We start from the raw sequence: 11754 nt of genomic DNA, 5'->3' as shown, positions 1-11754 counted from the left end.
CTCCCGTGCCTTCTCGCGGAGCCTTGACGGCATCGGTCACTTCGTCAGCATGCTGACGTACGCATCCAGGACCTGCTCGGCCGAACGGGGGCCGCCGAAGGTCCAGATGCCCTCGGGGAAGGCGTGGGTGCGGCCCTCGCTGACGGCGGGGATCGACTTCCAGACGTCGTTCTTGGCCAGCTCGGCGTTGATGTCGCCGGCGGGGTCGATGGTGCCGGTGTGGAAGAAGGTGGCGTCGCCGAGCGTGGTCATGCCCTCGATGTCGGTCTGCCCGAGGCCGTACGCAGGGTCGACCTCGCCCTTCCAGGCGTTCTTCAGCCCGATCTCCTCGCCGAGCTCACCGATCAGCGAGCCCTGGCCGAACGGACGGATCGCCACGTTGGCGCCGTCGATCCACCCGTCGAAGTAGACGAACTCGGTGCCGGCGGCGTCGGAGTCCGCGACGGCCTTCTTGGAGGCGGCGAGCTTGTCCTCGAACTCGCCGACGACCTTCTCCGCCTGCGCCTCGCGACCGGTGGCCTCGGCGATCATCTCGAAGGTGGTGATCATGTTGGCCACGGGGTCCTTGGCGTCGGCACCCTTGGTGGCGAGGACCGGGACGTCGTACTTGGCGAGCTGCTTGAGGATCTCGTCCTCGGCGGTGTAGGCCTCGACGACGATCAGGTCGGGGTTGGTGCCGAAGAGCGTCTCCAGGTTCGGCTCGCCCCGGCTGCCGACCTCGGTCGCGCTCTCGGGGAGCTCCTCGGCGGTGTCCCAGGTGCGGAAGCCCTTGCCATCGGCCACCGCGACCGGGTCCACGCACAGGGTGAGCAGGTCCTCGGTCTGCTGCCACTCGAGGACCGCGACCCGCTCGGCGGGCTTGTCGAGCTCGACCTTGTTACCGAAGGAGTCGGTCAGGCTGACCGGGCCGGTCGAGGTCTCGACCCCCTCGCAGCCCGCGGAGGCCTTCTTCTCGGACGTGTCCGTCTCGGCGGCGGTCGTCGTCTGGCCGCAGGCGGTGAGCAGCAGGGCTGCGCAAGCCGTCGCCAGGGCAGCCGTCGTCGTACGTCGAATCATGTCTTCCTCTTCGTGTCCGCCGGCGTCAGCGCCGGACGTGATGCCTGCCGCGTGGCTCGACCCGGACGCGCCCGGTCTCCAGATCGGAGGTCACCTCGATCGGGAGCCCGTACACCTCAGAGAGGTGTTCGGCGGTGAGCACGTCAGCGGGTTCGCCGGTGGCGTGCACAACGCCGTGGTGCAGCAGTACGACCTGGTCCGCCACGGCGGCGGTCTGGTTCAGGTCGTGCAGGACGACACCGATGGCCGTCCCGTGATGGTCCGCAAGGTCGCGGACCAGGTCCAAGATCTCGACCTGGTAGCGCAGGTCGAGGTGGTTGGTGGGCTCGTCGAGCAGCAGCACGCCGGTGTCCTGGGCCAGGCAGCTGGCCAGCCACACGCGCTGCAGCTCGCCACCGGAGAGCTGGTCGACCGGCCGGTCCGCCATCCGTGCGGTGCCGGTCAGCTCCATCGCCCGGTCGATGCTCGCCAGGTCGTCCTCGGTGAGGGCGGCGAAGCGCCGGCGATGGGGGTGACGGCCGAACCCGACGATGTCGCGGACGGTCAGGCCGGAGGGGTGCGGACGCGACTGGGACAGCAGCGTCACCCGGCGCGCGAACTCGCGTGCGGCCAGCGGAGCGCTGTCGTCGCCGTCCAGCGAGACCGACCCGGAGGTCACTCGGTGCAACCGGGCGAGCGAGCGGAGCACGGTCGACTTTCCTGAGCCGTTCGGGCCGATGAGAGCGGTGACCCGCCCCGACTCGAGACCGATGGAGACCCCATGGACGACGGTGGCACGGGCATAGCCGAGGACCAGGTCGTGACCGGAGAGCGCAGGAAGCATGAGGTGAGGCTAGCCTAACTAAGGCGAGGCTGTCTCCCGGGGGCTACGAAGTGGTCGTTCCCGTTCGCCTCCGGATTCCGAACAGCGTGTACGTCAGGGCGATCGCCGCCACGACGCACAACAACAGGAGCCCGGTCGTGTAGGAGCGGGATGCGGCGTCGTAGGTCGCCCCCATCACCAGCGGCGGGAAGAAGCCGCCGAGCCCGCCCGCGGCGCCGACCAAGCCGGTGACCGCGCCCACTCGGGCCGGCGGGGCGAGGTGGGCGACCCAGGTGAAGACGGCACCGGTGCCCAGCCCCAGGAACGCGGCCATCAGCACGAAGACCGTGCCGGCGGGCAGCTCGAGCGGCGGTGTCAGGGACATGAGCACCGCGAGCACGGCGGCGCCGCCGAAGGAGACCGACGCCACCGTACGCGGCCCGACCTTGTCGGACAGAACCCCGCCGATCGGTCGGCACAGCACCGCGGCGATGGCGAACCCCGCGGTGCGGGTGCCCGCCGCGGTGAGGTCGAAGTCGTAGACGTCCTTGAGAAACGTCGGCAGATAGGTGGAGAAGGCGACGAAGCCGCCGAAGGCGACGGCGTAGAGGAACGACATCTGCCAGGTCACCGGGAGCTTGATCGCGGCGACCAGCTTCGGGACGACCGGGTCGTGGTTGGGCCGCCAGGCCGGGCTGTCTCGGAGCGTGAGCCACACCAGGGCCGCCGAGGCGACCAGCGCGACCGCGACGATCACGTGCGTCGTCGTATAGCCGAACCACGACACGAACCGCGGGGTGAAGAACGCCGACAGCGCGGTGCCGCCCATGCCCATCCCGAAGACACCGGTGGCGAAGCCCCGTCGCGACTTCTGATACCACGCGTTGGCGAACGGGATCCCGACCGCGAAGGTCGTGCCCGCGATGCCGAGGAAGAAGCCGAAGACCAGCAGCAGCGGGAAGGAGCCGATGTTGCCGGCCAGCGCCACCAGCAGCACGAAGGGCGCCGAGGCGAGCATCAGTACGGGGAACATCACCCGGCCGCCGTAGCGGTCGGTGAGCGCGCCGGCGAGGATCCGCCCCACCGACCCGACCAGCACCGGGGTTGCGACGAGGATCGACTTCTCGCCGGCGGAGAGGCCCAGGTCGCCGGTGTAGCGGACCCCGAGCGGCGCGATCATGTTCCAGGCCCAGAAGCTGATCGTGAACGCCCAGGTGGCAAGCAGGAGATTCCGGAGCTGTCCGCTCCGGGTCTCGGCGGACACGGTCTGCGTACTCATCGGGCCTCCCGGTCGAAGGTGCCGGTGCCGACCCAGCCGGGCCGCTCCGGTCGGGCACCGGCTCGCGGACGTGCGTCCCGGCTGCGGTAGACGATGTAGGGGCGGAACAGGTAGTGCACCGGTGCGGTGAAGGCGTGCACCAGCCGCGTGAAGGGCCAGATCGTGAAGAGCAGCAGGCCGACCAGCACATGGACGTGGAACTGGATCGGCGCGGCGGCCATCGCGGCGACATCGGGCTGCAGGACGAACAGCGAGCGGAACCACGGCGAGACCGTCTCGCGGTAGTCGTGGGCCTGGTGCCCGTCGGCGAGCGCGACGACCGTGGTCCACAGGCCCAGCACGATCGCAGCCACCAGGACCACGTACATGATCTTGTCGTTCTTGGTGGTGGCCATGAACACCGGTCCGGTCGTACGCCGCCGATAGATCAGCAGCGCCAGGCCGCCCAGCGTGCAGACGCCGGCGATCAGCCCCCAGAAGAGCGCGTTGCCGTGGTAGACGTCCTCCGAGATCCCCATGGCCTCGGTCCAGGAGGCGGGGACCAGCAGGCCGGCGGCGTGACCGACGATGACGACGAGGATGCCGAAGTGGAACAACGGCGAGCCGATCCGGAGCAGCCGTGACTCGTAGAGCTGGGAGGAGCGCGTCGTCCATCCGAACCTGTCATAGCGGTAGCGCCACCAGGTGCCGACGACGAGGACGGCGATGGCCAGATAGGGGAGTACGCCCCACAGCACCACGTCCCATCCGGAGGCGCCGGTCATCAGCGGGCTCCTATCATCGAGGCCGCGGAGCCCGGCCGGGCGGTCGGGAACGGCAGCGTCTCCAGGCCGACGGACTCCGCGGGTGGTCCGGTCTGTGCCATCGCGAGCGCCTCCTGCTTGTCGCGGGCCGAGGGTCCCGGGAGGGTTCCGCACACCGCGGCCAGGACGTCGGCGTACGCCGAGCCACGCTCGACCAGGGAGAGCCGGATCAGCTCCAGGGCCGAGCGGTTCTCGATGAGCAGGCGACGGCCGCCCTCGGGGTCGGCCAGAGCGGCGTACTCCAGCACCATCGGCAGGTGGTCGGGCAGCTCGCCGTGGGTGTCCACGATCCAGCCCTCGCCCTTCGTGGCGCCGTCGCGGAGCCGGGCCTTGAAGTCGGCGAGCGACTCCCCGCGGCGTCGGGTGTCGCCGTCGCGCCAGTAGGACAGGTGCAGCGTCTGGCGGCGGTGCAGGTCGAACAGCTCGACATAGACGTGCTGGAGCGCGTGCGGGTCCTGGCGGGCCAGGGTGTCGACGAAACCGCGCAGCAGCTCGGCCGGCTCCGAGCGGGGCTGCTCATCGAGTGCGCTGCGTAGCAGCGGGAGCTTCGTGATCAGCTCGTCGTCGGGGTAGCCGAGGCACCAGGCCGCGACCTGGTGGACGACCCGCCAGTCCTGGGTACGCCGCTTCATGAGCGTGCCTCTCGCTCGGTGCCCGGCCTCTCCGGGCTGTGCTTGTCCGGGTTGTGCTTGTCCGGGAACAGCCCCTCCGGCGTCCCGTTGCCGTCCCAGTTGAGCAGGTTGACCCGCCCGCGCAGGGTGTCGTCGGAGGCTGCCGCGTCGGTGCTCTGGCGCTGCCTGAGTGCGTGGTAGGTCTCCACGGCCACCGGTGCGGGGCGGCCGCTGGCCTCGCCGAGGGGGCCGGAATCGTACATTCCGGGGCCGTCGTCGAAGTCGAGGGAGCAACCCATCTCCTCGAGGTCGTGAGCCTGCTCCGCGTGGGCGGTGGGGATGACGTACCTCTCCTCGTACTTCGCGATGGCGAGCAGGCGGTACATCTCGTAGGTCTCCTCCTCGCTCATCCCGACCGCCGCAGGGATGGTGCCGTCCGGGTCGCGGCCCAGGGTGATGTCACGCATGTAGGCGCGCATGGCGGCCAGCTTCTTGAGGACCAGATCGATGACGTCGGTGTCGCCGGCGGTGAACAGTTCGGCCAGATACTCGACCGGGATCCGCAGCGAGTCGATCGCGCCGAAGAGGTTGGGCGCGGCCTCGGCGTCGTGGCCCTGCTCCTCGAGCAGGTCCACGACGGGGGAGAGCGGCGGGACGTACCAGACCATCGGCATGGTCCGGTACTCCGGATGCAGCGGCAGCGCGACCCGGTAGTCCTTGATCAGGGCATGGACCGGCGAGCGGCGGGCGGCCTCCAGCCAGTCCTCCGGGATGCCCTGCTTCCTGGCCTCGGCGAGGACCTGCGGGTCCGACGGGTCGAGGATGACGTCGAGCTGGGCGGCGTAGAGATCCTGCTCCGAGGTGGCCGAGGCGGCGCCGGTCACCGCGTCGGCGTCGTAGAGGATCAGGCCCAGGTAGCGGAGTCGACCGACGCAGGTCTCCGCGCACACCGTGGGCAGGCCGACCTCGACGCGCGGATAGCACAGCGTGCACTTCTCGGCCTTGCCCGAGCGGTGGTTGAAGTAGATCTTCTTGTAGGGGCACCCGGTGATGCACTGGCGCCAGCCGCGGCAGCGGTCCTGGTCGACGAGCACGATGCCGTCCTCGGCGCGCTTGTAGATCGCCCCCGAGGGGCACGAGGCCATGCACGAGGGGTTGAGGCAGTGTTCGCAGATGCGTGGCAGATAGAACATGAAGGTCTGCTCGAGCTCGAACCGGATCCGCTCGTTCGACTCCTCGCGGATCTTCTGCACGACGGGATCGAGATGACCGTGCTCCATCGAGCCGCCGAGGTTGTCGTCCCAGTTGGCCGACCAGGTGATCTTGGCGTCCTCACCGGTGATCAGGCTCTTCGGCCTGGCGACCGGGAAGTCGTCGCCGAGCGGGGCGTCGATGAGCGTCTGGTAGTCGTAGGTCCAGGGCTCGTAGTAGTCGTCGAGCTCGGGCTGGACGGGGCTGGAGAAGATGGTGAGCAGCTTCTTGACGCGTCCGCCGGCCTTGAGGCGCATGCGCCCCTTCCGGTCCAGGGTCCAGCCACCCCGCCATCGCTCCTGGTCCTCGTAGCGTCTCGGGTAGCCCTGGCCGGGTCGGGTCTCGACGTTGTTGAACCAGACGTACTCGGTGCCGGCCCGGTTGGTCCAGGCCTGCTTGCACGTCACCGAGCAGGTGTGGCAGCCGATGCACTTGTCGAGGTTCATCACCATCGCCATCTGCGCCATGACTCTCATGAGGTCGCTCCGCTCCGGGGCATCAGTAGGTCACCTTCTGCGATCGCTTGCGGACGGTGGCAACCATGTCTCGCTGGTTGCCGGTCGGGCCGAGGTAGTTGAACGTGTAGGAGAGCTGCGCGTAGCCGCCGATCAGATGGCTGGGCTTGATCAGCAGCCGGGTGACGGAGTTGTGGATGCCACCGCGCCGGCCGGTGGTCTCCGACTTCGGTACGTCGATGGTGCGGTCCTGGGCGTGGTGCATGTAGACGACGCCCTCGGGCATCCGGTGGGAGACGACCGCCCGGGCGACCACGACACCGTTGGCGTTGGTGGCCTCTACCCAGTCGTTGTCGCGTACGTCGATCGCCTCGGCGTCCTGCGGCGACATCCACACGGTGGGGCCGCCGCGGGAGAGGGAGAGCATGAACAGGTTGTCCTGGTACTCGGAGTGGATCGACCACTTGGAGTGCGGCGTCAGGTAGCGGACGGTGACTTGGGCGGCGCCGTCCTGGCCGATCCGCGGCTCTCCGAAGAGCCGGTGCATGTCCAGCGGCGGCCGGTAGAGCGGCATCGCCTCGCCGATGTCGGTGAGCCAGTCGTGGTGGAGGTAGAAGTGCATCCGACCGGTGAGCGTGTGGAACGGCTTGAGACGCTCGATGTTGACCGTGAAGGGGGCATAGCGGCGCCCGCCGGTCTCCGACCCGGACCACTCCGGAGAGGTGATCACCGGAACCGGGGCCGACTGCGTCTGGGCGAAGGTGATCCGCTTCTCCTCCGAGCCCTCGGCGAGGTCGGCGAGCCTCTTGCCGACGCGCTGCTCGAGGGTCTTGAAGCCCTGGACGGCGAGCTCGCCGTTGGTGGTGCCCGAGAAGAGCAGGATCGCCTCGGCCAGCTTCTCGTCGGTGTCGATCGCGGGGCGGCCGGCGGCCGGTCCGCTCGGCATCACGCCGGTCTGCCGGGCCAGCTTCGCGGTCTGCTCCTCCATCCGGTAGGTGATGTTCTTGACCGTGAAGCCGAGGGTGTCGGCCAGTGGTCCGACCGAGGCCAGCTTGTCGGCGATCGCGGTGTAGTCCCGCTCGACCACGGCGATGACGGGCTTGGTGTGCCCGGGGTCGGCCGGCGTCTCGCCGGGGGTGTCGTGCTGGACCGGGACGCTGACGATGTCCTGGCGGGTGCCGAGATGCTTCCGAGCGAGCTCGGAGAGCTTCTCGGCGAGTCCGTGGAAGAGGTCGAAGTCGGTCCGCGCCTCCCAGGGCGGGTCGATCGCCGGGGTGAAGGCGTGCACGAACGGATGCATGTCGGTGGAGGAGAGGTCGTGCTTCTCGTACCAGGTCGCCGCCGGGAGGACGACGTCGGAGAGCAGCGTCGTCGAGGTCATCCGGAAGTCGGCGGAGACCAGCAGGTCGAGCTTCCCCTCGGGCTGGCGGTCGCGCCACCGGACGCTGCTCGGGCGCGGGGTGTTCTGGTTCTCGGTGCCGAGGACGTTGTGGTGCGTGCCGAGCAGTGTGCGCAGGAAGTACTCGTTGCCCTTCGCCGAGGAGCCGAGCAGGTTCGAGCGCCACAGCACCAGCGTGCGCGGCCAGGCGCTCGGCGCGTCGATGTCGGCGATCGCCGGCTGGAGGGTGCCCTCGGCCAGCGCGGTCTCGACGTAGGCGGCGGGGCTGTCGGCGTAACCCGCGGAGACGGCCTTCGCCGCCTCGTCGGCGACGTCGAGCGAGCTGCGGTCGAACTGCGGGTAGAAGGGCATCCAGCCCTTGGCGGCAGACTCGGCGATCACGTCGGCGGTGTGGCCGCGCAGGTGTCCCGCGGCCAGCGGCGAGGTGAGCGAGTCGGCGCTGTAGCCGTCGTTGCGCCACTGCCCGGTGTGCATGTACCAGAACGACGTGCCGGTCATCGTGCGCGGCGGCCGGGACCAGTCGAGGCCGTTGGCCAGGGAGATCCAGCCGGTGATCGGGCGACACTTCTCCTGTCCGACGTAGTGCGCCCAGCCGCCGCCGTTGCGGCCCATGCAGCCGGTCAGGATCAGCAGTGACAGGATCGAACGGTAGATCGTGTCGCCGTGGAACCACTGGCACACGCCGGCGCCCAGGATGATCATCGAGCGGCCCTCGGACTCCTCGGCGTTGGTGGCGAACTCCCGGGCGATCCGGAGGCAGGCCTCGGCGGGCACCGAGGTGATCTCCGCCTGCCAGGCCGGGGTGTAGGGCACGTTCGGGTCCTCGTAGCCCGCCGGCCACAGGCCGGGCAGCCCCTCGCGGCCCACCCCGTACTGAGCCAGCATGAGATCGAAGACTGTCGTCACCAGCTGGTCGCCGACTCGGGTGGCGGGTACGCCACGGCGCAGTATCTCGCCGGTGCCGTCGGGGCTGGTGAACGCCGGCAGCAGCACCTCGACGGGCTCGCCGTCTCCGTGGAGGCTGAGGCGGGGACGTACGCCGTCCAGGTCGAGGTTCCACCTGCCCGTCCCGGAGTCGGCGTAGCGGAAGCCCATCGAACCGTTCGGGACGACCGGGGCGCCGGAGGCCTCGTCGAGCACCACGGTCTTCCAGCGGTCCTCCGCCGGCGTCTCTCCGGTCAGCGGGTCGAGGACGTCGGCGGTGAGGAACTTGCCGGGGACGTACGCTCCGTCCTTCTCCTCCAGACGCACCAGATGAGGCAGGTCGGTGTAGGTGCGAACGTAGTCCTCGAAGAACGGCGTCTGTCTCTCCACGAAGAACTCGCGCAGGATCACGTGGCCCATGGCCATCGCGAGGGCGGCGTCCGTGCCGGCCTGGGCGGGTAGCCATTCGTCGGCAAACTTGGTGTTGTCGGCGAAGTCGGGGCTGACGGTGACGACCTTGGTGCCGCGGTAGCGGACCTCGGCCATCCAGTGGGCATCGGGAGTGCGGGTGACGGGGACGTTCGAGCCCCACATCATCAGGTAGGTCGAGTCCCACCAGTCGCCGGACTCGGGCACGTCGGTCTGGTCGCCGAAGACCTGCGGTGAGGCGACCGGGAGGTCGGCGTACCAGTCGTAGAAGCTGGTCATCACGCCGCCGATGAGCTGGGTGTAGCGGGTGCCGACGCAGTGGGAGACCATCGACATCGCCGGGATGGGGGAGAAGCCGATGTTGCGGTCGGGGCCGTGGGTCTTGATGGTGTGGACCTGCGCGGCGGCGGCGATCTCGAGCGCCTCGTCCCAGCTCGCCCGCACCAGGCCGCCTTTGCCGCGGGCCTGCTGGTAGCGGCGGCGGCGCTCGGGGTCGGCCTGGATGTCTGCCCAGGCCTCCACCGGGTCCCCGCCGGTGCGCTGCTTGGCCTCCCGGAAGAGGTCGAGAAGCACGCCGCGTACGTAGGGGTGGCGAACCCGGGTGGGGGAGTAGGTGTACCAGGAGAACGCCGCGCCGCGAGGACAGCCTCGGGGCTCGTACTCGGGCCGGTCGGGGCCGACGGACGGGTAGTCGGTCTGCTGGGTCTCCCAGGTGATGATGCCGTCCTTGACGTACACCTTCCATGAGCACGACCCGGTGCAGTTCACCCCGTGGGTGGATCTGACGACCTTGTCGTGGCTCCACCGGTCGCGGTAGAAGACGTCACCGGCCCGGCCGCCCTTGCGGAAGACCGCGCGGCCGTCATCGGTCTCCTCCCATCTGGTGAAGAAGCGACCTGTCTTGAGCAGGAGGTCGCTTGCTGGGCCGTCGACTCGAGGCATGTTTTTACTATCACTCCGGCATCGGAAGAGATACAAGGACCGCAGGACCTTGACAACGTGGCGACCGTGGCGGAACGCACGCCCGCGCGCGAGGTCCGCAGGATGTCCGGTTCGCGCGTGGACGTGCGAGGTTCCTAGACTGTGGCTCATTCATGACAACTGAGTCATCAGACGACGAAAGCCAGTGATGTCCGGTCCCAACACCGACTACGACCCGGTAGAGGTCACACCCCTGAAGGCTGAGGAGGTCGAGGCTGCGCGCGAGGCTGCGCTGAAGGCCATCGACGCCGCGAACAGCCTCGAGGAGCTCAAGCAGACGCGGCTCGACCACGCCGGCGACCGTTCGCCGCTGGCCCTGGCCAACCGCGAGATCGGCGCGCTCCCTCCGGCGGCGCGCAAGGAGGCCGGCCAGCGCGTCGGCAAGGCGCGCGGAGCGGTCAACCAGGCGCTCGCGGCTCGGCAGAAGGTGCTCGAGGCCGAGCACGAGGCGCGGATGCTGGTCGAGGAGACCGTCGACGTGACGCTCCCGACCGACCGGGTCCCGGCTGGCGGGCGACACCCGCTCACCACCGGCGCCGAATACATCGCCGACATCTTCGTCGCGATGGGCTGGGAGGTCGCCGAGGGTCCGCTCATCGAGGCCGAGTGGCTCAACTTCGACGCCCTCAACCTGGGCCCGGACCACCCGGCTCGCACGATGCAGGACACCTTCTGGACCGAGCCGGCCGAGAACCACGTCGTCCTCCGGACCCACACCAGCCCCGTCCAGGCGCGCACGATGCTGACCCGCGAGGCGCCGATCTACGTCGTGTGCCCGGGACGCGTCTTCCGCACCGACGAGTACGACGCGACCCACTCGCCGATGTTCCATCAGGTCGAGGGGCTGGCCATCGACGAGGGCATCTCGATGGCCAACCTCAAGGGCACCCTGGACCACTTCGCCACCCAGATGTTCGGCGAGGGCATCGTGACCCGGTTCCGGCCGTCGTACTTCCCGTTCACCGAGCCGTCGGCCGAGGTCGACCTGACCTGCTTCGTCTGCCGCGGCGCGCAGGTGATCGATGGCGTCACCTGTCGCACCTGCAAGGGCGAGGGCTGGATCGAGTGGGGCGGCTGCGGGATCGTGAACCCGCGCGTCCTGGTCGCCTGCGGCGTCGACCCCGAGAAATACAGCGGCTTCGCGTTCGGCATGGGCATCGACCGCACGCTGATGTTCCGCACCGGCCTGTCCGACCTGCGCACCCTGTTCGAGGGTGACGTCCGGCTTACTACTGCTTTCGGGAGTGAACTGTGAAGGCGCCCCTCTCCTGGATCAAGGAGTACGTCTCGCTGCCGGAGGACCTCGGCGTCGAGGAGATCACCGACCGGCTGACCGCGCTCGGCCTCAAGCTCGAGGCCATCGAGACCTCCGGTGCCGGCATCGAGGGTCCGCTCGTGGTCGGCCAGGTGCTGACCGCCGAGAAGGAGCCGCAGAAGAACGGCAAGGTCATCAACTGGTGCACCGTCGACGTCGGCGACGCCAACGGCACCGGGGAGCCGCAGGGGATCGTCTGCGGCGCGCACAACTTCGTCCCCGGTGACAAGGTCGTGGTGATCCTGCCCAGCGGCGTGCTTCCCGGGAACTTCCAGATCTCGGCACGCAAGACGTACGGCCACATGAGCGCCGGCATGATCTGCTCGGCCCGCGAGCTCGGGCTGGGCGAGGAGGCCGACGGCATCATCGTGCTGCCCGCCGACGCTCCCGCGCCCGGCACCGACGCGCGCGAGGTGCTCGGGCTCGGCGAGGAGATCATCGAGTTCGAG

8 protein-coding genes and 1 pseudogene are annotated in these 11754 nt (G+C 69.3%); 2 read left to right on the top strand and 7 right to left on the bottom strand.

Annotated features, from left to right (window positions below):
• Positions 1-36 precede the first annotated feature (36 nt).
• The 7 genes from ACFVJS_RS21125 to ACFVJS_RS21095 are packed head-to-tail and all read right to left on the bottom strand — an operon-like array spanning position 37 to position 9951.
• Positions 37-1056 carry an iron-siderophore ABC transporter substrate-binding protein gene (locus ACFVJS_RS21125; RefSeq protein WP_378884471.1) on the bottom strand — a complete coding sequence of 340 codons (1020 nt, stop codon included), beginning with the start codon at positions 1054-1056 and terminating at the stop codon, positions 37-39.
• A 25-nt stretch (positions 1057-1081) separates the two neighbouring features.
• The gene (locus ACFVJS_RS21120; protein ID WP_378884468.1) at positions 1082-1879 is read right to left on the bottom strand and encodes an ABC transporter ATP-binding protein; all 798 of its coding nucleotides are present in this window, start codon (positions 1877-1879) and stop codon (positions 1082-1084) included.
• A 43-nt stretch (positions 1880-1922) separates the two neighbouring features.
• A complete protein-coding gene (locus ACFVJS_RS21115; RefSeq protein ID WP_378884466.1) occupies positions 1923-3137 on the bottom strand; it encodes an MFS transporter in 1215 nt (404 codons plus the stop codon).
• Entirely contained in the window at positions 3134-3901 is a 768-nt protein-coding gene (narI, locus tag ACFVJS_RS21110) for a respiratory nitrate reductase subunit gamma (RefSeq protein WP_378884463.1), read from the bottom strand. Before narI ends, ACFVJS_RS21115 begins: the two co-directional genes overlap by 4 nt.
• On the bottom strand, positions 3901-4572 hold the full coding sequence (gene narJ / locus ACFVJS_RS21105) for a nitrate reductase molybdenum cofactor assembly chaperone (RefSeq protein WP_378884461.1): 672 nt from the start codon (positions 4570-4572) through the stop codon (positions 3901-3903). The genes narI and narJ overlap by 1 nt, the downstream gene beginning before the upstream one ends.
• Complete coding sequence (gene narH / locus ACFVJS_RS21100) at positions 4569-6278, bottom strand: nitrate reductase subunit beta (protein WP_378884459.1); 1710 nt, start codon at positions 6276-6278, stop codon at positions 4569-4571. The genes narJ and narH overlap by 4 nt, the downstream gene beginning before the upstream one ends.
• Positions 6279-6300: 22 nt before the next feature.
• Positions 6301-9951: a nitrate reductase subunit alpha gene (locus ACFVJS_RS21095; RefSeq protein ID WP_378884456.1), complete on the bottom strand. Its 3651-nt coding sequence runs from the start codon at positions 9949-9951 to the stop codon at positions 6301-6303.
• Between the two features lie 187 nt (positions 9952-10138).
• Between ACFVJS_RS21095 and pheS the strand changes: the two genes are divergently transcribed.
• Positions 10139-11245, top strand: a complete 1107-nt coding sequence (gene pheS / locus ACFVJS_RS21090) for a phenylalanine--tRNA ligase subunit alpha (RefSeq protein WP_378884453.1) — start codon at positions 10139-10141, stop codon at positions 11243-11245.
• Positions 11242-11754 (top strand): annotated as a pseudogene (locus ACFVJS_RS21085) (phenylalanine--tRNA ligase subunit beta); the annotation flags it as partial. The gene pheS and the pseudogene ACFVJS_RS21085, both read left to right, overlap by 4 nt.

Source organism: Nocardioides sp. NPDC057772, assembly GCF_042798075.1.
Lineage (GTDB): Bacteria > Actinomycetota > Actinomycetes > Propionibacteriales > Nocardioidaceae > Nocardioides.
This window is presented reverse-complemented; position numbering and strand designations above follow the sequence as displayed.

Bases quoted from the DNA above. Each gene is read 5' to 3' on its own strand.
- ACFVJS_RS21125 (WP_378884471.1), bottom strand. From the start codon at position 1,056: ATGATTCGACGTACGACGACGGCTGCCCTGGCGACGGCTTGCGCAGCC.
- ACFVJS_RS21120 (WP_378884468.1), bottom strand. From the start codon at position 1,879: ATGCTTCCTGCGCTCTCCGGTCACGACCTGGTCCTCGGCTATGCCCGT.
- ACFVJS_RS21115 (WP_378884466.1), bottom strand. From the start codon at position 3,137: ATGAGTACGCAGACCGTGTCCGCCGAGACCCGGAGCGGACAGCTCCGG.
- narI (WP_378884463.1), bottom strand. From the start codon at position 3,901: ATGACCGGCGCCTCCGGATGGGACGTGGTGCTGTGGGGCGTACTCCCC.
- narJ (WP_378884461.1), bottom strand. From the start codon at position 4,572: ATGAAGCGGCGTACCCAGGACTGGCGGGTCGTCCACCAGGTCGCGGCC.
- narH (WP_378884459.1), bottom strand. From the start codon at position 6,278: ATGAGAGTCATGGCGCAGATGGCGATGGTGATGAACCTCGACAAGTGC.
- ACFVJS_RS21095 (WP_378884456.1), bottom strand. From the start codon at position 9,951: ATGCCTCGAGTCGACGGCCCAGCAAGCGACCTCCTGCTCAAGACAGGT.
- pheS (WP_378884453.1), top strand. From the start codon at position 10,139: ATGTCCGGTCCCAACACCGACTACGACCCGGTAGAGGTCACACCCCTG.